Annotated in this window: 18 protein-coding genes and 1 pseudogene; 10 read left to right on the top strand and 9 right to left on the bottom strand. The window is 66.4% G+C overall.

The features are described 5' to 3' along the window. Positions 1 to 4: 4 nt before the first annotated feature. Positions 5 to 1,558: a trimethylamine methyltransferase family protein gene (locus FGK63_RS19585; RefSeq protein ID WP_138845463.1), complete on the bottom strand. Its 1,554-nt coding sequence runs from the start codon at positions 1,556 to 1,558 to the stop codon at positions 5 to 7. After that, positions 1,555 to 2,934 carry an MmgE/PrpD family protein gene (locus FGK63_RS19590; RefSeq protein WP_171052718.1) on the bottom strand — a complete coding sequence of 460 codons (1,380 nt, stop codon included), beginning with the start codon at positions 2,932 to 2,934 and terminating at the stop codon, positions 1,555 to 1,557. Before FGK63_RS19590 ends, FGK63_RS19585 begins: the two co-directional genes overlap by 4 nt. A 99-nt stretch (positions 2,935 to 3,033) precedes the next feature. Between FGK63_RS19590 and FGK63_RS19595 the strand changes: the two genes are divergently transcribed. Further along, a complete protein-coding gene (locus FGK63_RS19595; protein ID WP_171052719.1) occupies positions 3,034 to 3,930 on the top strand; it encodes a LysR substrate-binding domain-containing protein in 897 nt (298 codons plus the stop codon). Here the strand turns inward: FGK63_RS19595 and speB are convergent. The 4 genes from speB to speA form a co-directional block, all read right to left on the bottom strand. Then, on the bottom strand, positions 3,906 to 4,748 hold the full coding sequence (speB, locus tag FGK63_RS19600; RefSeq protein ID WP_138845469.1) for an agmatinase: 843 nt from the start codon (positions 4,746 to 4,748) through the stop codon (positions 3,906 to 3,908). The two genes, FGK63_RS19595 and speB, sit on opposite strands and share 25 nt — an antisense overlap. Continuing rightward, on the bottom strand, positions 4,745 to 5,914 hold the full coding sequence (locus tag FGK63_RS19605) for a carboxynorspermidine decarboxylase (RefSeq protein ID WP_138845471.1): 1,170 nt from the start codon (positions 5,912 to 5,914) through the stop codon (positions 4,745 to 4,747). The genes speB and FGK63_RS19605 overlap by 4 nt, the downstream gene beginning before the upstream one ends. 103 nt (positions 5,915 to 6,017) lie before the next feature. Then, positions 6,018 to 7,229 carry a saccharopine dehydrogenase family protein gene (locus FGK63_RS19610; protein WP_138845473.1) on the bottom strand — a complete coding sequence of 404 codons (1,212 nt, stop codon included), beginning with the start codon at positions 7,227 to 7,229 and terminating at the stop codon, positions 6,018 to 6,020. A 24-nt stretch (positions 7,230 to 7,253) separates the two neighbouring features. Continuing rightward, complete coding sequence (gene speA / locus FGK63_RS19615; RefSeq protein ID WP_138845475.1) at positions 7,254 to 9,143, bottom strand: biosynthetic arginine decarboxylase; 1,890 nt, start codon at positions 9,141 to 9,143, stop codon at positions 7,254 to 7,256. 305 nt (positions 9,144 to 9,448) lie between these two features. Between speA and FGK63_RS19620 the strand changes: the two genes are divergently transcribed. Beyond that, on the top strand, positions 9,449 to 9,892 hold the full coding sequence (locus tag FGK63_RS19620) for a c-type cytochrome (protein ID WP_138845477.1): 444 nt from the start codon (positions 9,449 to 9,451) through the stop codon (positions 9,890 to 9,892). An 18-nt stretch (positions 9,893 to 9,910) separates the two neighbouring features. Here FGK63_RS19620 and FGK63_RS19625 read toward each other — a convergent pair whose 3' ends face one another. Then, positions 9,911 to 10,108 carry a heavy-metal-associated domain-containing protein gene (locus FGK63_RS19625; RefSeq protein WP_138845479.1) on the bottom strand — a complete coding sequence of 66 codons (198 nt, stop codon included), beginning with the start codon at positions 10,106 to 10,108 and terminating at the stop codon, positions 9,911 to 9,913. Positions 10,109 to 10,270: 162 nt separating this feature from the next. On the opposite strand from FGK63_RS19625, the gene FGK63_RS19630 reads away from it, so the two are divergent. The 6 genes from FGK63_RS19630 (at position 10,271) to FGK63_RS19655 (ending at position 16,000) form a co-directional block, all read left to right on the top strand. Continuing rightward, positions 10,271 to 12,781 carry a heavy metal translocating P-type ATPase gene (locus FGK63_RS19630; RefSeq protein WP_138845481.1) on the top strand — a complete coding sequence of 837 codons (2,511 nt, stop codon included), beginning with the start codon at positions 10,271 to 10,273 and terminating at the stop codon, positions 12,779 to 12,781. Positions 12,782 to 12,796: 15 nt separating this feature from the next. Continuing rightward, entirely contained in the window at positions 12,797 to 13,183 is a 387-nt protein-coding gene (cueR, locus tag FGK63_RS19635; RefSeq protein WP_138845483.1) for a Cu(I)-responsive transcriptional regulator, read from the top strand. Between the two features lie 74 nt (positions 13,184 to 13,257). Next, complete coding sequence (locus FGK63_RS19640) at positions 13,258 to 14,154, top strand: LysR family transcriptional regulator (RefSeq protein WP_138845485.1); 897 nt, start codon at positions 13,258 to 13,260, stop codon at positions 14,152 to 14,154. Between the two features lie 97 nt (positions 14,155 to 14,251). Further along, complete coding sequence (gene wrbA / locus FGK63_RS19645; RefSeq protein ID WP_138845487.1) at positions 14,252 to 14,875, top strand: NAD(P)H:quinone oxidoreductase; 624 nt, start codon at positions 14,252 to 14,254, stop codon at positions 14,873 to 14,875. Beyond that, positions 14,875 to 15,087 (top strand): hypothetical protein, encoded by a 213-nt coding sequence (locus FGK63_RS19650; protein ID WP_138845489.1) that lies wholly within the window; start codon positions 14,875 to 14,877, stop codon positions 15,085 to 15,087. The genes wrbA and FGK63_RS19650 overlap by 1 nt, the downstream gene beginning before the upstream one ends. 25 nt (positions 15,088 to 15,112) lie before the next feature. Further along, a complete protein-coding gene (locus tag FGK63_RS19655) occupies positions 15,113 to 16,000 on the top strand; it encodes an EamA family transporter (RefSeq protein WP_138845491.1) in 888 nt (295 codons plus the stop codon). Between the two features lie 70 nt (positions 16,001 to 16,070). On the opposite strand, the gene FGK63_RS19660 is transcribed toward FGK63_RS19655, so the two are convergent. Next, positions 16,071 to 20,891 (bottom strand): NAD-glutamate dehydrogenase, encoded by a 4,821-nt coding sequence (locus FGK63_RS19660; protein WP_138845493.1) that lies wholly within the window; start codon positions 20,889 to 20,891, stop codon positions 16,071 to 16,073. Positions 20,892 to 21,056: 165 nt separating this feature from the next. On the opposite strand from FGK63_RS19660, the pseudogene FGK63_RS21070 reads away from it, so the two are divergent. Further along, a pseudogene (locus tag FGK63_RS21070) lies at positions 21,057 to 21,556 on the top strand (hypothetical protein); the annotation flags it as partial. A 51-nt stretch (positions 21,557 to 21,607) separates the two neighbouring features. On the opposite strand, the gene FGK63_RS19670 reads toward FGK63_RS21070, so the two are convergent. Continuing rightward, on the bottom strand, positions 21,608 to 22,483 hold the full coding sequence (locus FGK63_RS19670; protein WP_246044093.1) for a LysR family transcriptional regulator: 876 nt from the start codon (positions 22,481 to 22,483) through the stop codon (positions 21,608 to 21,610). On the opposite strand from FGK63_RS19670, the gene FGK63_RS21075 reads away from it, so the two are divergent. Next, positions 22,422 to 22,562: a hypothetical protein gene (locus FGK63_RS21075; protein ID WP_246044094.1), complete on the top strand. Its 141-nt coding sequence runs from the start codon at positions 22,422 to 22,424 to the stop codon at positions 22,560 to 22,562. The two genes, FGK63_RS19670 and FGK63_RS21075, sit on opposite strands and share 62 nt — an antisense overlap. Positions 22,563 to 22,608 lie beyond the last annotated feature (46 nt).

Raw genomic sequence — 22,608 nt, forward strand, 5'->3', positions numbered from 1 at the left:
GCCGTCACGCGGCGCGGCTATCCGTGTCCGGCAATGGCAGGCGGATCGGGAAGCGTCGCCGGATTTCGGCATCCACCTCGGCAGGGATATGCCGAGGTGCCGGTTCGGCAAGCAGCGCGCGCGTTCTCTCGCGCGCCTGCTCCAGCAGATCGGCCGGGTTTGAGCCGGCCCATTCCTGCGGCGTCCGGCGGTCGGCCATGGCGGGGTAGTAATAGTCGGACTGCATCCGGTCCAGCGTCTGATCCGCTCCCAGGAAGTGGCCCGGACCGCCAAGGCAGACATCGCGGATCACCTCGAAGGCCAGCGTGTCCTCGCTGACGTCGATGCCCCGCGTCGCGCGCAGGACCGAGCCGATCAGGTCGTTGTCCAGCACGAAGCTTTCCTTTGACGCGGCCAGGAGCGAGCCGTACATCCCCGCCGCCTCGTAGATCAGGTTTGCGCCGGCAAGCGCGCTCAGAAGCTCGGTGATGCCTTTCTCGTAACCGGCCTGGAAGTCCGGCATCTTGCTGTCGGTCATGCCCGCCGACACCGCGCAGGGGATGTTGTAGAACTGCGCCATCTGCGCGCAGGCAGCCATCAGAACGCCCTGTTCGGCTGAACCGCCCGACATCGCACCGGTCCGCAGGTCGCTGACGAAGGGCAGCGCGCCGAACAGGGCCGGGTGGCCGGGGTTGAGCAGGTTCACGTAGACCAGCCCGGCCAGCACCTCGGCGGTCTGTTGCGCCACTGCGCCCGCCAGCGGCGCGGGCGAGGTCGCGCCGGCCTGTCCCGCCGAGACCAGCTTCAGCGGAGTGCCGGTGTCGGCGGCGCATTCGATGATGCTCAGCGCCTCCTCTGCGAAGGTCAGGGGTGGAACCACGAAACAGGTGGAGACGCAGCAGAAGGGCCGTTCGCGCCAGGCCGCCTCGCCGCCCGCGATGGCGTGGAAGATGGCGATCGCGTCGCGCATGGTTTCGGCCGAGCTGAAGGAGGTGCCAATGGGTTTGGCCGTTCCCAGGGCGCAGGCATAGGCGGTGTTCAGCTCCATCTCGTAGGGGTCTGTCAGATCGCGCGCCACGACCGTCCGCTGGAACATGTGGATGTTCGGCAGCACATCGGCCAGCCGGGCCATGTCGTAGAGGTCCTGCAGCGTGCTGTCGCGCACCTTGCGGGTTTCGCTGTCGATGACATGCACCGCGGCACCGGAGGTGCCCAGGTGAATGCGCGTGCCCGACGGATCGAGATCGAATTCGGGACGTTGGCCATGCAGCTTGAAGCCCCGCCCGGCGGTTTCCAGCATCCGCTCGACCAACCCTCGGGGGAACAGAAGCCGCCCCTGTTCGGTGAGGCTGCCGCCCGCCGATGTCACAGCTTTGACGCAGCGCGGGGTCGCCCGGGCAAGACCCACTTCGGCCAGAATGCGCAGGGCGGTGTCGTGGATGGCCCGGATACCCTCCTGCGAGATCGGGCGGTAGCGGCCGCCTTCGATTCCCGGCCAGATCGCCGTAGTCGGGCCGGAGCCGGCTCCGTTCGATCGTGCGGCGCGGCGAATGGCGCGGCCGGATCTTGATCGGCTCATGGATTTTCTCCCAGGCTGTCGAGAAGGGTCAGGACCGATGTGCTTGCGGGCCAGTCGAACAGCGAATCCAACAGGGCTTGGCCGGTCCTTCCCGCATTCGCGGTGAATTTCGCGCGGATCTGGTCCGACGTCATTGGGTTCTGCGGCGCACCCAGCGGATAGGGGCAAGTGGCCGCCAAGCGGCGGCCATCGCGCAGGGTGACTTCCATCCGGTCGGGGTCGTCGGGGTCGTAGTTCAACTCGGGCCGTTTCGGCGCGAAGGGATGAACATGGGTACGGCGGACCAGGCCGGAGATATCGGGATCCAGCCAGCTTGGCCGCGCGACGTCGGCCAGGTTCAGTCCCCGGCGCGCAAGTCCCATGGCGCTGACGAAATGCAGGCTGAACAGGGCCTCGGCCCGTTTCGCAGGGGCGTCGAAAGGCAGGATGGCATAGTGGAAATCCGGCAGGTGCAGGTCGATCCGCTGGATGTCCTCGGCGCTTTCGATTGCCGGCGCCAGCTCCAGCGCACAGGTCATGATCCGATGCGTATAGCCGCAGCTGGGCCAGGGTTTCAGGACCAGTCCGTGTTCCGCCAGGGCCAAAGGCTTGCCCAACTTGTCAAGCGCGCGGTCCAGCCGGGCCGGGTCCGGGACGCCCATCAAGGCGGCCATGCCCTTTGCGTGGTGCATCACGTCCGGTTGTCCCGACAGACCGGCCTGCGCCAGATAGGCGCATTCCACGCCAGCCTGCGCTGCAAACCCGGCCTGCAGGGGCTTGGCCTCGGACCCGAACTGGCAGGTGTATCCTGCTGCCCGGCTTACGGCGAGGGACAGGGCGCAGGTCGTCTGTTCAGGCGACAAGGCCAGAAGCCGGGCAACCGCCGCCGCCGAACCCAGCGCGCCCAGCGTGGCCGTGGTATGCCAACCGCGGTCGTAATGTTCGAAATTCATCGCCTCGCCCAGCCGCGCGATGACCTCGAACCCGGCCAGATAGGCGGACGTCAAATCGGCGCCGGAAGTTTTGCGATCCGCCGCAGCCAGCAGCGCAGGTATCATCACGACGGTCGGGTGCGAGTTTCCGGGCACTTCCCAGTCGTCGAAGTCCAGCGCGTGACCCGCTACGGCGTTCAGGAAGGCGGCGTGAGGCCGCGACACGCGCAGATCGGTGCCAAAGACGGGCCGGTCGCCGGCGGCGCCGAGGCCCCGAACCGCCGTCTGCGCCTTGCGCGCGACTGACGTATCGGCGCCGACGAGAATGCAACCAAGAACATCGACCACGCCATCGCGCAGGCAGCGGAGGGTTGCGGCGTCTGGGTGTAGCGCGGCGTCCGATACGAAACTGCCCAGACGCTCCAACGCGGCGGGGGAGAAGGCGGTGGAACGGGCCTGGTTCATGCTGCATCTGCCGGTGTTGACCGGGATGACGCTAAGACCTTTCCTTTCGCGGACAAACGCGCAAAATGCGAATGTACAGCATTCTCTCAGGGAATAGATGTGGTCAGACTGAATTGGAAGCTCCTGACAGCCTTCGAAGCAGTCGCCCGGCATGGCACGTTCTCGCGGGCGGCGCAGGAGCTCAACGTGCTGCAACCCGCCGTCAGCCGGCGCGTCGCCGATCTGGAACAGGCGCTGGGCGTGCGCCTGATGCACCGCACCCGCCCCGGCGTGACCCTGACGCCCGAAGGCGAGGTGCTGTTTCATGCGATCGCGGGCAGCCTGATGCAGGTTCAGACGGCGGTCGAGCAGATCCGGCTGCCGGCCGAACGGAACACGCTGGTGGTGGACAGCACGATCGGGTTTGCAAGCTGTTATCTGATGCAACGGCTTCCGGCGTTTCGCAGCGCCCATCCCGATATCGTCATCGAACTGGTGTCGCGCGACCTGAGTGACGACTACCACCAGGGCGGGTCGGATGTGATCATCGTCTTCGACGAACCCGCACGTCTGCCGGGTCTGCACAAGTCATTGATTTTCGGTGAGGAACTTGTTCCGCTTTGCGCGCCAGCCTACCTGCCCGGCCCGGTTCCGGCCGAGAGGCTTTGCGATCACCGGCTGCTGCATCTGGTGCACGGCAATCACACGCGCGACTGGGAGCGGTACGCCGCAAGCGCCGGCCTGCGCATCGCTCCGCCCGGTTCGGCAGAGCGGTTCACAAGCTTTACCGTCTGCCTGCAGGCGGCGCTGAACGGGGATGGGATCATGCTCGGCTGGGAACACCTTTTGCAGGATCATCTGAATGCGGGGCGTCTGATCCGCGCCTGCGACCAGCGGTTGAAGACGCGGCGCGGTTACTTCGCCTGCATCACCGGGCGCGCGGCCGAGAACCGTCACGCGCGGGCTTTCGTGGATTGGCTGGCCGGCGAGGGTCAGCAGGCGGCCATGATACGGTAGACGATCTGGGCGGTGGTGAAATCCCAGGCGGCGTTGCCGTCGGGGGCGAGTTCGACCACGTCGAACCCCACGCATTTACGGCCTTTCAGCGCGTGCTCCACCAGATGCAGCGCCTGGTAGTAGCCGAGGCCGCCGGGCACCGGGGTTCCGGTGGCGGGCATCAGCGACGGGTCGAGGCCATCGACGTCGAAGCTGACATAGACCAGTTCCGGAAAGTCCGCCGGCAGGTCGACGGCATGGGTGTTGTTGGTAACCAATTCTTCAGCATCGACGTGGAATATTCCGTTTTGTACACGGCTCTGGACCTCCTGTGTACAAATTGCACGCACGCCGAACTGGGCCAGGCGGATGCCTTCCTCGGCCAGCAGGTGCATGACCGAGGCGTGCGAATGCTTCTCGTCCTGGTAGGCGACGCGCAGGTCGGCATGGGCGTCGATCTGGACGATGCCGACGGGTTGACCAAGGGCGCGGGCGACGCCCATCACCGCGCCGTAGCTGAGCGAGTGCTCGCCGCCCAGCGTCACCGGCACCTTGCCCGCGCGCACGGCGGCTTCGGTGCGCTGGGCGAGGCGTTCCATCACCTCGGGCAGAGGGCCGTCGCAATCGAGCGGGGCTTCGGTGAAGATGCCGCTTGCACAGGGTTCGGCCTGGCCGACGATGCGCTCCAGCTCGTTGCTGGCCTCGATGATCGCCGCCGGCCCCTCGGCCGTGCCGGAACCGTAGGACACGGTGCGTTCGAGCGGCACCGGGATGACGCGGAACCGAGCGTCCTCGGTGCGTTCCGAGGCGGTGAGTTCGCTGTCGAGGAAAATGCTCATGATAGCCGCTCCTTGAAGTCTTCGTATCCGAACTGCCTGACGATCTTCAGATCGTCGGTGTCGCTGTTCCACAGCGCGATCGTGGGCAGGGGGACGCCGTTGAAGGTGTTGGTCTTGACCATCGAATAATGCGCCTGGTCGAGGAAGGCGAAACGCTGGCCGATGCGCAGCGGCTCGGCCCAGGTGTAATCCCCGATCACGTCGCCCGCGAGGCAGGACGGGCCGCCCAGGCGGTAGGTATGGCCTGACTCGACCTCGTCCATCAGCGCCGGGCGATAGGGGGCCTCGATCACGTCGGGCATGTGGCAGGTGGCCGAGATGTCGGTGATGGCGAGGTCCATGCCGTTGCGCGGCAGGTCGAGGATCTCGCCCACCAGGATGCCGGCGTCCAGCGCCACCGCCTCGCCGGGTTCGAGATAGACGTCGAGCCCGTATCTGGCGCGGATGCCCCGCAGGAAGTCGACCAGCGCGTCGCGGTCATAGTCGTCGCGGGTGATGTGGTGGCCGCCGCCGAAATTCAGCCATTTGAGGCCGCCGATGAAGGGCGCCAGCCTGGGCTCGACCGAGGCCCAGGTGCGGGCCAGCGGCTCGAACCCCTGTTCGCAGAGCGTGTGCATGTGCAACCCGTCGACGCCCTGCATCGCGGCGGCGTCAAGCTGGCTGACCGGCGTGCCGAGGCGCGAGCAGGGGGCGCAGGGGTCGTACTTGGCGACCTCGCCCTCGGAATGTTCGGGATTGATGCGCAGGCCGACCTGACGACCCGCCGCCTGGCACTTGCCGAGGAAGCGGTCCTTCTGCGCCGGGCTGTTGAAGATCATGTGATCCGACAGCGCGATGATCTCGTCGATCTCGGCATCCTTGTAGCCCGCGCAGAAAGTGGCGACCTCGCCGCCATATTCCTGACGCCCCAACTGCGCCTCGTAGAGGCCCGAGGCGCAGGTGCCGCCGAGATACCGACGGATCAGCGGGGCGAGCGAGAACATCGAGAACGCCTTGAGCGCCGAGAGGACATGCGCGCCGGAACGGTCGGAGATGTCCTTGAGGATGCTCAGGTTCCGTTCCACCGCCTTTTCGTCCACCACGAAACAGGGCGTGGGCACGCGGCCCAGGTCGAAGTTACGGAAGGCTCCGGCGTCGCCGGCCTGGGTGGTCATCATGTCTGCCATAGCGGTGTCTCCGCTTGTGGAGAAGGCCGGGGGCGCTGCCCCCGGACCCCCGGAGTATTTTCGAAAAGATGAAGCCGGGGAGGCGGGTTCCTCCCGGATCCGATCAGAACTTCACCGGCCCGTCGAGCTCGTGGACCTGCCAGGGCAACCCTTGGGTGTTCAGCATGTCCATGAAGTCGTCGGGATCGAGCTGCTCCATGTTCCAGACGCCGGGCTCGCGCCAGTTGCCTTTCAGCACCTGCGCCGCGCCGATCATGGCCGGAACGCCGGTGGTGTAGCTGACCGCCTGCGAGCCGACCTCGCGGTAGCATTCCTCGTGATCGCAGATGTTGTAGATGTAGTAGGTCTTTTCGCCCGAGCCGTCCTTGGCCTGGCCGGTGGCGATGTCGCCGATGCAGGCCTTGCCCTTGGTTTCCTGGCCCAGATCGCCGGGATCGGGCAGCAGGGTCTTCAGGAACTGGATCGGGATGATTTCGACCCCGTTGTGCATCACCGGGTCGATGCGGGTCATGCCGACGTTTTCCAGCACCCTGGCATGGGTGATGTAGGCGTCGCCGAAGGTCATCCAGAAACGGGCGCGCTCGATCTCGGGGAAGTGGGTCGAGAGCGATTCCAGTTCCTCGTGATACATCAGGTACATGTTCTTGGGCCCGATGCCGGGGAAGTCGAATTCGACCTTGTGGGTCATGGCCGGCGTGGTCTTCCACTCGCCGCCTTCCCAGTGGCGGGCTTCGGCCAGCACTTCGCGCAGGTTGATCTCGGGGTTGAAGTTGGTGGCGAATTCCTGCTCGTTCTGGCCGCCGTTGGCGTCCAGCACGTCGATCTGGCGGATGGTGTCCAGCTTGTGCTTCTTGAGCCACTTGGCGAAGACGCTGGTCACGCCCGGGTCGAAGCCCGAGCCGAGGATGGCGGTCAGGCCGGCTTTCTTGAAGCGGTCCTGGTAGGCCCATTGCCAGTGGTATTCGAACTTGGCCTCGTCCTCGGGTTCGTAATTGGCGGTGTCGAGGTAATGGATGCCGGCCTCGAGGCAGGCGTCCATCAGCACCAGGTCCTGATAGGGCAGGGCGAGGTTGACCAGGATCTCGGCGCCGGTGTCCTTGATGAGCTTCACGGTATCGGCGACCTTGTAGGCGTCAAGCTCGGCGGTCTTGATGTCCACGCCCACGCGCTCTTTCACCGATCTGGCGATGGCGTCGCATTTCGATTTGGTGCGGCTGGCCAGCGTGATCTCGGTGAAGATCTCGGGGTTCATTGCCATCTTGTGCACGGCGGCGTGGGATACGCCGCCGGCGCCAACAACCAAAGTCTTGCCCATGGGATGCTCTCCTCTGCTGGGGGGTTATTCGTAATAGGTGTAGCCGTTGATGCTGTCGCGATAGGCGCTCATCAGCGTTTTCCGGTCCTTGGCCTTCAGAGTACCGGTCGAGATCGCCTCGTCCACCATTTTGCGGAAGGCCGCGACGCAGTCCGAGGGATCGAATTCGACATAGGCCATGACTTCGGAGATCGTGTCGCCCTCCTGCTCGTGCAGGAGGTCGAAGCCGCCGTCGGGCTTGATGTCGATGGTGACGACGTTGGTGTCGCCGAACAGGTTGTGCAGATCGCCCAGCGTTTCCTGGTAGGCGCCGACGAAGAAGACGCCCATGTAATAGTCGTCGTCCTCGGGCAGGGTATGCACCGGCAGGCTGGGCGAGACGCCGTCGGCCAGGATGAAGCGGTCGATCTTGCCGTCGCTGTCGCAGGTGATGTCGCTGAGGACGGCGCGGCGGTCGGGGGTCTGGTCCAGCATCTGCAGCGGCACGATCGGGTGCAGCTGGTCGATCGCCCAGACGTCGGGCAGCGACTGGAACAGCGAGAAGTTGCAATGGTAGATGTCGGCCAGTTTCTCGAGCTGGTCGTCCACGTCGGTCTCGACATGCTCCGAGGCCACCAGCGCCTTGATCCGCGCCATCAGCGACAGGTAGATGCGCTCGGCCCGGGCCATCTGGCGCAGGTCCACGTATCCGCGGCGGAACAGCGCGCGCAGTTCGTTGCGGTAGAAGTTGGCGTCGTTCCAGCATTCCTGCAGGCGCTCGTGGCTGAGATAGCCGTGAACGGCGGCAAGGTCGGCGACCATGTGGTGATCGTCGGGTTCGACCTCGGGGCCGTTGGGTGCGTCGTAGAGCGTGCTTTCCAGCACGTTGAAGACCAGCATCGACGAGGTCGCCACCACGGCGCGGCCGCTTTCGGTGACCAGCGTGGGATGCTCTACCTCGGCTTCGTCCATCGCGTAGGCCACGGTTTCGACCACGTTGGCGCAATATTCCTCGACCGTGTAGTTGATCGAGTTCTCGGTGGCCTTCTTTTCGCCGGTATAATCCACGCCCATGCCGCCGCCGAGGTCGAGATGCGTCAGCGGTACGCCTTCGCGGGTCAGTTCGGTGTAGTAGCGGCAGGCTTCGCCCACCGCGCGGCGCACGTCGTTGACGTCGGGCACCTGGCTGCCCAGATGCGAATGCTGCAGCTTGAGGCACTGGATCAGCCCGGCGTCGCGCAGCTTGTCCACCACCGCGACAAGCTGGTCGGTGTTCATGCCGAAGGCCGAGCGGTCGCCCGAACTTTCCTCCCACTTGCCGCTGATCTGGTTGGTGAGCTTGACGCGCACGCCCAGCAGCGGCTCGATGCCCAGTTCGTTGTAGACCTCGATGACGGTGTCGGCCTCTTTCGGGCTTTCCAGCACGATCACCGTGTTGAAGCCGATCTTGCGGCTGAGGATCGCAAGCTGGATGAACTCGGCGTCCTTGACGCCGTTGCAGACGATCAGCGCCTCTTTCGCCAGCCGGTGCGCCAAGGCGATCACCAGTTCGGGTTTCGAACCGGCTTCGAGGCCGTAGTCGTATTTCTGGCCGAACTCGACGATGCGGTCGATCACCTGCGCCTGCTGGTTCACCTTGATCGGGAACACGCCGCGATAGCAGCCCTTGTAATCGGCGCGCGCGATGGCGGCGGCGAAGCTTTCGTTGATATGGGCGATCTCGTTTTCCAGGTAGGAGCTGATGCGCAGAATCATCGGCGCCCGGATGCCGCGCTGGTCGAGATCGCGCAGGATGCCGGGCAGGCTGATCGCCGGGGCCTCGGGCGCAAGCGGGTTTCGCAGCCCGATCTCGCCACCCTCTGTCACCTCGATGAGGCCCTTGCCCCATTTTTCCACGCCATAAACGGAATGCGGTGCTTCAGACGAGTGTTTCAATCAACTGAATCCTTGAATCTTGGGGCCGGGCCGATGTGCGCACGCCATTAAGGCAGCGATTTGATTCTTCCAAGTATAATCTGAGGTTTTCCAAGTGTCTTGGCCCTGTGGCGGGCATTCCGGCGCAAGGGGTTGCCGCGGCGATGCGTCCTGCCAGCCGGAAAAAAAATGGCGACGCGCCTGTTGACGTTCCAGCGCGGGAAGCGGGCAAAAGACGGGCGGGAAAAGCCTGCGGATTCGGTGCGCCTTCGGCCCGGCCTGAAGGATGCGGTGAATACCGGGCGGAAACGAAGCGAAGCACTGAGATGAACAAGATTGCATTATTGATTGGCGGTGTCGCGGTTGCGGGCGCCGCTGCGTTCTATCTGACGCGGGGCATGGAGTCCGCCGGACAGTCCGGGTCGATGACCGGTGCGGAGGCGCAGGGCGGGGCGATCGTCGAAGTAAGCCTGCCCGCCGAGTTCGGCCCGTTGGCCGAAACCGGCAAGACCGCCTTCGACGCGAAATGCGCCGCCTGCCACGGGGCCAACGCGGCTGGTGTCGAAGGGTCGGGGCCGCCGCTGGTGCACAAGATCTACGAACCCAGCCACCATGCCGACGAATCGTTCCATCTTGCCGTGCAGGGCGGGGTCCGGGCGCATCATTGGGAATTCGGCAACATGCAGCCGGTCGAGGGCTTGACCCGCGGCGACGTCAAGGCAATCGTCGCCTACGTCCGGGAGTTGCAGCGGGCAAACGGCATCAACTGAGCCGCCGCCCGCGCCCCGTCACGCGGTCGTGGCGGCATAGCCCTGCGACTTGAGCGCGGCCAGGATCGCGTCGAGGGGCGCCGCGCTTTCGACGGCGACCGTGCGCGCGCCCATGTCGAAGGAAAGCCGCGCGGCGGAATCCACGCCGCCGACGGCCTTTTCTATGGCGGCCTTGCAATGGCCGCAGCTCATGTCGGGAACATGCAGAATCGTCATTTTCGGTTGTCTCCTGTGTGCTTGACGACTGGCTAAAGTATTCCAGCACTGGAAGGTCAAGCGGCATTTCCGCCGGGCGCGGAAAACCCGCACTTGCGGCCTTGACCTTCCACCTGCTGGAACCATTATCTACGGCGTCAGAAGGCAATCTGAGGTGATGGCATGACTGACAATGCGATGGCACGGTTTCAGGTCGAAGGCATGAGTTGCGCGTCCTGCGTGGGGCGGGTCGAGCGGGCGCTGGGGGCGGTGCCCGGCGTGAACTCGGCCTCGGTCAACCTGGCGAGCGAGAGCGCCCAGGTGAGTTTCAGCGCGCCCGCGACGGTGGCGCAACTGGTCGACGCCCTGGGCGATGCGGGTTATCCGGCGGCGACCGACGAGATCACGCTGGACGTCGAGGAGATGTCCTGCGCCTCCTGCGTCGGACGGGTCGAGCGCGCGCTGAAGGCGGGCGACGGGGTGCTGGACGCCTCGGTCAACCTGGCCGCGGAAACGGCGACGGTGCGCTACGCGAGCGGGGCCACGACCCCGGCCGACATCGCCGCGCTGGCCGCGGCGGCGGGCTATCCGGCCAGGGTGAGGGCGGCGGAAAGCCCGGATCGCGAGGACCGCAAGGCCGACGAGATCCGCCAGTTGGCGCAGCGAACCCTGCTGGCGGCGGCGCTGGCGCTGCCGGTCTTCGTGATCGAGATGGGCAGCCATGTCATCCCCGGAATGCATCACCTGGTGGCCGGCGCGATCGGGGTGCAGAACAGCTATTACCTGCAGTTCCTGCTGACGACGGTGGTCCTGTTCGGACCGGGGCTGCAGTTCTACACCAAGGGCTTTCCGGCCCTGTTCAAGGGCGCGCCGGACATGAACTCGCTGGTGGCGCTGGGCACCGCGGCGGCCTACGGCTTTTCGCTGGTCTCGACCTTCGCGCCGGAGGTGCTGCCCGAGGGCACGGCCAATGTCTATTACGAGGCGGCGGCGGTGATCGTGGTGCTGATCCTGCTGGGCCGGCTGCTGGAGGCGCGCGCCAAGGGGCGCACGGGCGAGGCGATCCGCAAGCTGGTGGGGCTGCAGGCCAGGACCGCGCGGGTCGAGCGGGACGGCGCGGTGGTGGAGCGCCCGATCGACGAGATCGTCGTGGGCGACGTGATCCATGTGCGCCCCGGCGAGAAGATCGCGGTGGATGGCCAGGTGCTGGGCGGATCGTCCTATGTCGATGAAAGCATGATCACGGGCGAGCCGGTGCCGGTGGAAAAGACCGAGGGCGCGCAGGTGGTCGGCGGCACGGTGAACGGCGCCGGGGCGTTGACCTTCCGGGCCGAGAAGGTCGGGGCGGACACCATGCTGTCGCAGATAATCCGGATGGTCGAGCAGGCGCAGGGCGCCAAGCTGCCGATCCAGGGCATGGTGGACCGGGTGACGCTGTGGTTCGTGCCGGCGGTGATGGCGGTGGCGGCGCTGACGGTGGTCGCGTGGCTGCTGGTCGGACCCGATCCGGCGCTGAGCCTGGCGCTGGTGGCGGGTGTGGCGGTGCTGATCATCGCCTGTCCCTGCGCCATGGGGCTGGCGACGCCGACCTCGATCATGGTGGGCACCGGGCGGGCGGCCGAGATGGGGGTGCTGTTCCGCAAGGGCGACGCGCTGCAGATGCTGCAGGAAAGCACGGTAGTCGCGCTGGACAAGACCGGCACCCTGACCGCCGGGCGGCCCGAGCTGACCGATCTGGTCACGCCCGAGGGCATGGACGAGGCCGAGGTGCTGCGTCTGGTGGCGGCGGTCGAGGCGACCTCGGAACATCCCATCGCCGAGGCCATCCTGCGGGCGGCTGAGGTGCGCGGGCTGTCGCTGCCGAAGGTGGAGGATTTCGAGTCGCTCACCGGATTCGGGGTGCGCGCCTCGGTCGAGGGGCGCGAGGTGCTGGTCGGCGCCGACCGGCTGATGAACCGCGAAGACGTGGAGATGGGCGAGTTGTCGGGCCGCAGCAAGGATCTGGCCGCCAACGGCAAGACGCCGCTGTTCGCCGCCATCGACGGGCGGATCGCCGCGGTGATCGCGGTGGCCGACCCGATCAAGCCGACCACGCCCGACGCCATCGCCGCGCTGCACGATCTGGGGCTGAAGGTGGTGATGATCACCGGCGACAACCGGGTGACCGCCGAGGCCATCGCCCGCGAACTCGGAATCGACGAGGTGCGGGCCGAAGTGCTGCCCGAGGGCAAGGTGGCCGCGCTGGACAGCCTGCGCGCGGAGGGCGGCAAGCTGGCCTTCGTCGGCGACGGCATCAACGATGCGCCGGCGCTGGCGGCGGCGGATGTGGGCATCGCCATCGGCACCGGCACCGACGTGGCGATCGAGGCCGCCGACGTGGTGCTGATGTCGGGCGATCTGAACGGCGTGGTGAACGCCTTCGGCATCAGCAAGCGCACCATGCGCAACATCCGGCAGAACCTGTTCTGGGCCTTCGGCTACAACACGCTGCTGATCCCGGTGGCCGCCGGCGTGCTTTATCCGTTCGGCGGGCCGCTCCTGTCGCCGATGCTGGCGGCGGGGGCGATGGCCCTGTCCAGCGTCTTCGTCCTGTCGAACGCCCTGCGCCTGAGATGGGTCAGACCGGCGATGGGCGGCGCCGGCGCCGCCGAGGCCGCCAAGCACCGGGAGTTGCGGGCCGCGCCCGCCGAGTAGTCAAGGAGGATCGTCATGAATATCGGGGATGTTGCGGAACGTTCGGGCCTGCCCGCCAAGACCATCCGCTATTACGAGGATATCGGCTTCATCAAGCCGAAGCGCGGGGCGAACGGGTATCGCCATTTCGAGGAGCGCGAGCTGCACAAGCTGGCCTTCATCGGCCGGGCCCGTTCGCTGGGCTTCACCATCGACGACTGCCGCACGCTGCTGGCGCTCTACGAGGACAAGGACCGCGCCAGCGCGGATGTGAAACGGATCGCCAAACAGAACCTGAAGGAGATCGACGCCAAGATCGCGGGCCTGCAGGCGATGCGGGCCACCCTGTCGCATCTGGTCGACGCCTGCGCCGGGGACCATCGCCCCGATTGCCCGATCCTTGCGGATCTGGGGCGGGGGTAGGGGCCGGGATTGCCTTTCGCCCCTGAAACCGATCTGCGATAGTTCCGCGAAAGACAGGGACGGGACGACAGGCGATGGACAAGCTTTCGGTCATGAACGCCTTTTGCCGCATCGTCGAGCGCGGCAGCTTCGCGCGCGCGGCCGAGGATCTGGGCGTGTCGGCGGCGCTGTTGAGCCGCGAGGTCAAGCTGCTGGAGAAAAGCCTGGGCTGCACGCTGCTGACGCGCACGACCCGGTCGATGTCGCTGACCGATCACGGGCGGCTCTACTACGAGATGGCGCTGGGCGTGCTGGGCGACGTGGACCAGATCGAGAACCGGATCCGCCGGCGCTCGGGCGTGGTGAAAGGGCATCTGCGGATCAACGCGCCGGTGTCCTTCGGCCAGGTCGTGCTGGCGCCGCTGCTGCCGGGTTTCCTGGAGGCGCATCCCGAACTCGAGGTCACGCTGTCGCTGGACGACCGGGTGGTGGACATGATCGAGGGCGGGTTCGACCTGTCGATCCGGGTGAAGGCCGAGTTGCCGGATTCCGCGCTGGTCGCGCGCCCGGTCGGCGACGTGCGCCAGAGGGTGTTCGCCGCGCCCACCTATCTGGAGCGCAAGGGAACGCCGCAGAGCCCCGACGACCTTGGGAACCATGCGATCATCGGTTTCCTGCTGGCCGATCACAAGGCGCAGTGGCAGTTGCTGGGGCCGCAGGACAGCCGCACCATCGAGATCGCGCCGCGCGTGCGGGTCGGCAACAGCCTAGTGCTGCGGGATCTTCTGGTCGCCGGAGAGGGGATCGGCACCCTGCCGGATTTCATCGCGGACGGAGCCGTGGCGCGCGGCGACCTGGTGCCGGTGCTGCCGGACTGGGAACTGCCGCGGCGCCACATCTATGCGGTCACCGCGTCCCGGCTGGGCGCGGATGCCAAGGTCAACGCCTTTCTGGATCATCTGCGGGCGGCGCTGGGCGGCGGCCATTCCTAACGGGGCGTAAGGAATGAATTGCGAACCGGCCGGTTAATCCGGCGGCGCTGCGGGCGCATCTTTCTGGCGAAGTTTCAACAAGCCGGAGAGGTTCACCATGTCCCGCATTCTCGTTCTCTACTATTCCAGCTATGGCCACGTCCGCACCCTGGCCGAGGCCGAAGCCGAAGGCGCGCGCAGCGTGCCCGGCACCGTCGTAGACATCCGCCGGGTGCCGGAAACCGTGCCCGAAGAGGTGCGCAAGGGCGCCGGGTACGTCGAAGACGACACCCCCGTCGCCGCGCCCGCCGATCTTGCCGAATATGACGGCATCATCCTGGGCACGCCCACGCGTTTCGGCATGATGGCCGGGCAGATGAAGCAGTTCCTCGACCAGGCCGGCGGGCTGTGGGCGCGCAACGCGCTGGTCGGCAAGGTCGGCGCGGTCTTTGCCTCGACCGGCTCGCAGCATGGCGGGCACGAGGCGACGATGTTGTCCACGCAGATCCCGATGCAGCATTTCGGCATGGTCATCGCCGGGATGCCCTATACCTTCGCCGGGCAGACCTCGGCCGAGGGCATCATCGGCGGTGCGCCCTATGGCGCAGGAACCATCGCCGGGGCGGACGGATCGCTGCACCCCACCGAAACCGACCTTGCCGGCGCGCGGTTCCAGGGCGCCTACGTGGCGCGGCTGGCCGCGGCGCTGGCCGGCGCGGTGCCTCTGACGGAGGCGGCGTGATGACCGGGGCGCGTTTCGACTTTGCGCGCCTTTGGGCGCTGCGGCCGGGCCGGACCGGGCGGGTTTTGCACAGCAAGACCCGCGGGCCCGGCAAAGGCCCCGGTCGCGTCCCGCGCGGCGAGCCGCGCGATCTTGACCCGCATCTGATGCGCGACATCGGGCTGGATCCCCGGCCCGCCAACCCCCCGCGCCTGTCGGTTCACTACTGGTAGGCGCCGCAAGAGGAGGTTCATCCCCATGACCCGCTCGACCGACATCCTGATCACCGCGCTGGCCCCGGCCGTCTGGGGCAGCACGTACCTGGTCACCACCGAGGCCCTGCCGCAGGGCTATCCCATCACCATGGCGGTGCTGCGCGCGCTGCCCGCCGGGCTGCTGTTGCTGGCGCTCACGCGGTGCCTGCCGGGCAGGGACTGGCTGGGGCGGGCGTTTCTGCTTGGCGCGTTCAACTTCGCCGTGTTCTGGGTGCTGCTTTTCGTGGCGGCCTATCGGCTGCCGGGCGGCGTCGCGGCGACGCTGGGGGCGGTTCAGACGCTGATCGTCATCGCCCTGGCGCGGGGGATTCTGGGCACCCCGGTCCGCGCGGGCGCGGTGCTGGCCGCCCTCACCGGCATCGCCGGCATCGCCATGCTGTTGCTGCAGCCGGGCGCGGCCCTGGATCCGATCGGAATCGCCGCCGGCCTGGGCGGTGCGGCCTCGATGGCGGCGGGCACCGTGCTGAGCCGCAAGTGGCAGCCGCCGGTCCCCGCCCTGAGCTTCACCGCCTGGCAACTGACGGCGGGCGGGCTGCTGCTGCTGCCGGCGGCGCTGATCCTGGAGCCGCCGCTGCCGCCGCTGACGGCCGCAAATCTGGGCGGTCTGGCCTGGCTTGGACTGGTCGGCGCGGCGGTGACCTACTGGCTGTGGTTCCGGGGCGTGGCGCGGCTGGAGCCGGGAACCGTGTCGATGCTGGGAATGATGAGCCCGGTGACGGCGGTGGTGCTGGGCTGGGCCTGGCTGGGACAGGCGCTGACCGAGGTTCAACTGGTCGGGGCGGTCATCGTCCTGGGTGCGGTCTGGGCCGGGCAGGCGGTCAACGCCGCCGGGGGCGCACGCGGGCTGAAGCCGCGGGAAGAACCCGCTTGAGGCGGCAGCAGAAAAAGCCGGGCCGGGTCGATCGACGACCGGCCCGGCGTTCAGGTCTTGCCGGTCAGCCTCAGATGCTGCGGAAACGCGACGAGGCGACGGCGAGCTTGGCGATCGTGAGGGCGCCGCCCTCGCGAAGTTCCTGCACCAGCCTTTCGGCCCGGCTCACGGCTTCGGCATGGACTTCGGCCCAGCGGTCGATGCAGACCGTGCCCTTGCTGTCGGTGGCGGTGTCGAGCGCCGCCGCCGCGATCAGGGACTGCTGCGAGCGCAGATCCGCGATCAGCCGGCCGAGCGCCACGCGCTCCCAATGGTCGGCGGGCTCGATGCCGCGCGCCGTGGTCCGCAGCCAGTCGAGACCGAAACGGGCGCCGGTGGCGAAATAGGTCTCGGCCACCTCTATCACGTCGCGGTCCCGCTGCCTGGCGACGTCGACGATGTCGAGCGCGCCGCCAAGGAACTCGAGCCTGCTGATCCGCCCGGCGAGGTCGTCCGGAACGCCCTCGGCGACGAAGGTGCCGATGCGCCCCTCCATCCGCTTGCGCGAGAACTCGTGCAGCAGGTCGGTGACGCCGGCGGTGATCTGCGAAATGGCGGGCTTGTAGATGCCGATCACCTCGGCCACGCCCTGATCGCTGGCGCGCGCCAGGATCGCCTGACTTTGCGAGGCGATCATGTCGGAGAGCGCCAGGTGCATCGTGTTCTGCGCCTCTGCCGGGACCTTGTTGTCCAGCGCGTTGATCTCGTCGCGCAGCGCGTCGATCTCGAACACGTCGCGGCCGATGACGAAAGCCTTGACGATACCCGTCGTGCCGGCGCCGGTCTCTTCCTTCATCCGGTTGATGATCGAAGGGCCGGCCTCGTTCACCACGGCGTTCGCCAGCACGGTGGCGATGATCTCGCGCCGCAGCGGGTGGGCGAGTATCGCCTCGCGGTGCTTCTTGCGCAGCGGCGTCGGCATGTAGTCGATCAGGAACCGTTCGCAATAGGGATCGTCCGGCAGGGTCGACTTGACGAGCTGGCTGAAGATCACGTTCTTGGAATAGGCGATCAGCACCGCGATTTCCGGCCGCGTGAGGCCGAGGCCGAGGCTGCGCAATTCGGCGATCGCCTCGTCGTTGGGAAGCAGCTCGATCTCGCGGTTGAGCTCGTCCTGCGCCTCGAGCGCGCGCATGAACCGGGCCTGATCGTCCAGCATCGCCGCGGCGCGCCCCTCGGTGAAGGACAGCGCGAGGGTCTGGTTGTAGTTGTCCTCGAGGACAAGCTCGCCCACCTCATCGGTCATCTTGGCCAAGAGCGCGTTGCGCTGCTTGGGCGTCATGTCGCCGGCCGCGACCACCGCGCCGAGGGCGATCTTGATGTTCACCTCGTGGTCCGAGCAATCCACCCCGGCCGAGTTGTCCACCGCGTCGGTGTTGAGCTTGACGCCCTTGCGCGCCAGCTCGATCCGGCCGCGCTGCGTGACGCCGAGGTTGGCGCCCTCGCCGATCACGCTGGCGCGCACCTGCGTCGCATCCACGCGGATCGCGTCGTTGGCGCGGTCGCCCGCGTCGGCATGGGTTTCGGTCGAAGCCTTGACGTAGGTGCCGATGCCGCCGAACCAGAGCAGATCGGCCTGCATGGACAGGATCGCCTTCATCAACTGGAACGGCGTGACCTTGTCGGCGGCGATGCCGACCGCCCGCTTGATCTCGGGCGTCAGTTGGATCGACTTGGCGGTGCGCGGGAAGACGCCGCCGCCCTTCGAGATCAGCTTGGTGTCGTAGTCCTTCCAGCTGGTCCGCGGCAGTTCGAACAGGCGCCTGCGCTCGGCGAAACTGGTTGCCGGGTCGGGATCGGGGTCGATGAAGATGTCGCGGTGGTCGAAGGCGGCGACCAGGCGGATATGCTCGGACAGCAGCATCCCGTTGCCGAACACGTCGCCCGACATGTCGCCGACGCCGATCACGTTGAAGGGCTCGTTCTGGATGTCCTGGCCAAGCTCGCGGAAATGCCGCTTGACCGCTTCCCACGCGCCGCGGGCGGTGATGCCCATGCCCTTGTGGTCGTAGCCGTGCGAGCCGCCCGAGGCGAAGGCGTCGTCGAGCCAGAAGCCGTAGTCGGCGGCGACGCCGTTGGCGATGTCCGAGAAGGTCGCGGTGCCCTTGTCGGCGGCGACGACCAGGTAGGGATCGTCGGTGTCGCGGCGCACGACCGAGCTGGGCGGCACCACCTCGCCGGCGACGAGGTTGTCGGTCAGGTCGAGCAACCCGCAGAGAAAGGTCTTGTAGCAGCGGATCGCCTCGGCCTGGATCTCTTCGCGGGTGCCGGCGGCGGGGAGTTTGCGGGGCAGGAAGCCGCCCTTCGAGCCGACCGGGACGATGACCGCGTTCTTGACCTGCTGCGCCTTGACGAGGCCCAGAACCTCGGTCCGGTAGTCCTCCTTGCGGTCGGACCAGCGCAGGCCGCCGCGCGCGACCGGGCCGCCCCTGAGATGCACGCCTTCGACCCAGGGCGAGTAGACGAAGATCTCGCGCCACGGGCGGGGCAGCGGCAGATCGTCCAGCTGGGCGCAGTCGAACTTGAAGGAAACATAGGCTTTCGGCTGACCACCGTCGCCCGGCTGGTAGAAGTTGGTCCGCAGCGTCGAGGCGATGGCATTGCGGAAACGGCGCAGGATCTGGTCGATGTCGAGGCTGGGAACCGCCTCGAGCTCGGCCTCGATCTCGGCTTCGATCCGGATCCGCTCGGCCTCGCGCCCGTCGGCGTCGAGCCCGTTCGCGGGATCGAACTGCGCCGCGAACAGCGCGACGAGGCTGCGCGCGATGACCGGGTACTGGGCCAGCGCGTCCTCCATGTATTCGACCGAATAGGGGATGCGGGCCTGGCGCAGGAAACGGCTGTAGGCGCGCAGCAGCGCCGTCTGCCGCGCCGTCAGTCCGGCCAGCAGCACCAGCCGGTTCAGCCGGTCGTCGTCGACGATCCCGTTCCAGGTGGCGTCGAACGCTTCTTCGAGCTTGGCGCGGAGCGCCGAGAGGTCGATCGCGACGCCGGCGGCGGACTGCATGAAGAAGTCGTGGATCCAGGTCTCGACCCCGTCGAGATCGACGCGGTAGGGATGTTCGTTGAGGATGCGGAAACCCATGTTCTCGAGCACCGGCAGCGCATCCGACAGCGGCACCGGACCGCCGTGGTGGTAGACCTTGAAGCGGACGGAGGTTTCGTCATCCTCGAGCCGGCGGTAGAAATGCAGCGCAAGGCGCGTATCCGCGTCGAGGGTTTCCAGCTTTTCGATGTCGCCGATCGCGGCGGCCACCTGCACGTCCTCGCGGTAGCTGGCGCTGAAGCCCTTGCCGTATCGGGCATGGAGCCGCGGGCCCTCGGCCTCGCCGCAGCGGTCGGTCAGCGCACCGAGCAGGATGTCGCTCCAGGACCGGACCGCCGTGACGATCTCGGCCTCGATCGCGGCGATGTCGTGGTCGACCATGCGCCCGCCCCCCAGCGCGATGACGAAATGGATGCGGGCCAGCCCCTCGGTGCTGAACGACGGCTCCCACGACGCCACGCGGCCGTCGAGCGCGTCGCACAGGATGTTGCCGATGCGGATCCGAAGCTCGGTGTTGTAGCGTTCGCGCGGCACGTAGATGATGCACGACACGAAGCGTCCGAAGCTGTCCGGCCTGATGAAAAGACGCGTCCTGGGGCGGGTCGCCAGGTGCAGAACACCCATCGCGTTCTCGAAAAGCTGGTCCTCGGTGGCCTGGAACAGTTCGTCGCGCGGATAGGTTTCTAGCACGTTGTTCAGCGCCTTGCCGTCATGGCCCGACGGCGCGAAGCCGGCGCGTTCGATCACCCGGGCGACCTTGCCGCGCAGCAGCGGGATCTCGCTTGGGCTCCGGTTGTAGGCAGCCGAGGTGAAGAGGCCGATGAAGACGTGTTCGCCCACCATCTTGCCCTTGGCGTCCAGTTCCCTGACCGCCACCACGTCGTAATGGGTCGAGCGATGCACCGTCGAGCGGCGGTTGGCCTTGAGGATGAGCAGGGCCGAGTGGTCGCGCGTGACCTCGGATATCTGCGGCGTCCAGTGCGAGAAATTGCCTTCGGGATCGCGCATGACGGTGTAGTCGGGGTCGCGCATCAGGCCCAGGCCCTGTCCCGGCTCCATCGTGAGTTTCGATTTCTGCTTGCGGATCGAAAAATGCCGGTAGCCGAGGAAGGTGAAGTGGTTGTTGGCGATCCAGTCGAGGAATTCGCAGGCCTCGGCCGTGGCGCCCGTTTGCGATTTGGGCGCGTTCTGCCGCAACTCGGCGGTCACGTCCTTGAGCTTGGAGAACATCTGCCGCCAGTCGGCGACGGCTGCGGCCACGTCTGCGAACATGCTTTCGATCTCGGCGCCGAGGGCGGCGAGGGCGTCGGGGTTGGGCACCTGGTCGATCTGCACCTGAATGACGGACTCGGTCGCCGCCTTGTCGTCGTCGGGTCCGGTGACCTTGGTCAGCGCCCCCTTCGCGTCGCGCCGGACGTGAAGGACGGGGTGAACCAGCGCGTGAAGGCCCAGGCCCTTTTCCGACAGCAGCACGGTGAGCGAGTCGACGAGGAACGGCATGTCGTCGTTGACGGCCTCGACGATGGTATGGATCGATTCCCATCCGTGCTCGGCGATGCGCGGGTTGTAGACCCTGACCTTGCACTGGTCGGGCGCACGCGTCTGGCAGAACTTCCACAGCGCCAGCATCGCGCCATAAAGCTCTTCGGGGGTCTGTTCGAGGATTTCCTCGCGCGCCGCGGTGGCCAGGAAGACGTCGAGCATCGGACCGAAGGCTTCGGCGTCGCGCCTTTCGAGTCGTTCGGCGGCCAGCGCGCGCACCTCGTCAAGTCGGATTGCCACTCGCTCGGTGGAGTTGAAAGCCATGCCGCGCCCCCCTTTTCCCAATTCAGGACTGCTCCGCTGATGCCGCGGGCGAAATCTTATCAATACGCCAGCCGCGCGCCGGATCACCGGCCCGGCGCGCGTAAGCTGCCGATCCTGCTGGAACTTTATCGGTGAACAACCCGGGTGTACAGGTTCACCGAAGCCCTGTTTTCCCCGCAAACGGGAGGTGCGGGTTTCGTCGCGTCTCGGACATTGCGAAAAAAGTTCCGCTATTTCCGAACCGGCCCCGCGGTCATTCGCCCGGCGGCGATGATGTGCATTCGGTTTCCGCTTTCGCTCCGGAATGTGGAGGAACTTCTACACGAGCGCGGTGTCGACGCGAGCGATGACGCGATGCGGTTCTGATGGCAGCGGATTTGGGCCGAAGTCGCAGCCGAGATGCGAAGGCAACGCGTCCAACACCGGCGCGCATATTGCAAACAGGCCGCTGACCGAACAATCGGGCGGAGAATTCGCACCTGCCATTGTGACGAAGCGAGCGGGCGCTTCAGCGATTCCGGCGAATGCGAAGTGTGCAGAAATTCGTCGCAGCCCGCGCCTCGCTACTCGTCCTGTTCAATGCTCAGCGCAGCCTCTCCTCCCGAGCCTCCTTCAAGTTGAACCGGGCCGCCGCTTTCGCCGCGTGGCGCCAACCTGGCACGGCGCAAAGGGCAGCGTCATTGCGCTTGTGGAGGCTGGTTCGGATTAGTCGGCCATCACCCCTGCAGTACCTCAAGGATCTCAGCCTGCATCGTCCTGATCGAATTCTCGAGATAGTTCGAGAACGCTTCGGACAGGAGGGCGTGGGTCACATAGCCTGGTGTCAGGATCGACACGCTGTTGCTGACACGCGGCCTGAAGCGTTTGATGGCAAGTTTGCTGACGGTGTCGCTTTGCAGAAGGTAACTGTAGGCGGTGATCATGTCACAAACCATGTAACACATGCCGGCGGCGACGAACTGCAGGCCGGGCAAAGAGGTGCGCAGCTCGAGGCGTTTGTTGAACCGGCAACCTGCCGACAGGAACGCCGCTTCGGTCTGGGTCGCCGTAGGGTGTCCCTCGAAGAGAACGGCCATCGGTTTTCCGTCCAGTTCTTCCGGGGTGATCACCGGTGCGGATGCCAGAGGATCGTCCATGGGTACGATGCAGACACATTCGAGGTCGAAGTCGGTCTGGTTGATCGAAGCCCGCGGCGCAGGTGTCTCGGCAAAACCGATGTCATACTGTTGCGAGGCAATCAGGTCTTCGATGACGCCGGAGGAGCGCATGATCAGTGCGACTTCGACGTCACCCTTGTCTTTGAGGAATTCGGTGAGAAGGCGCGGCAGAAACACCCCGGATGCCGCAGGATGACAGGCAACCCGAAGCTTTCCGGTTTCAAGTGACCTTATCCGGCTCAGCGTTTGCTTGGTGCGGTCAAGGCGGGCAATGATTTCCTCGCATTCTTCAAGGAAGTAACGCGCCTCCGGCGTCGGCGTAAGCTTGCCATGCTCGCGAATGAACAGCGGGAATCCCAGTTCCTGTTCCAAGATGCCGATCATCGTGCTTACGGCGGGCTGCGTGCGTCCGACCGACCGCGCCGCCTGCGAGATCGAGCCGCTCCGCATGACTTCGCGGAAGGTGATGATCTGCCGGATCGAGAGGTTCATGACGACCTATAAATCCAATTGATGGCTTCAGAGATATTATCAAATTGATTTTATGAAGCGCGTCCAGT

This window comes from Ruegeria sediminis (assembly GCF_005938215.1).
Taxonomy (GTDB): Bacteria; Pseudomonadota; Alphaproteobacteria; order Rhodobacterales; family Rhodobacteraceae; genus Ruegeria; species Ruegeria sediminis.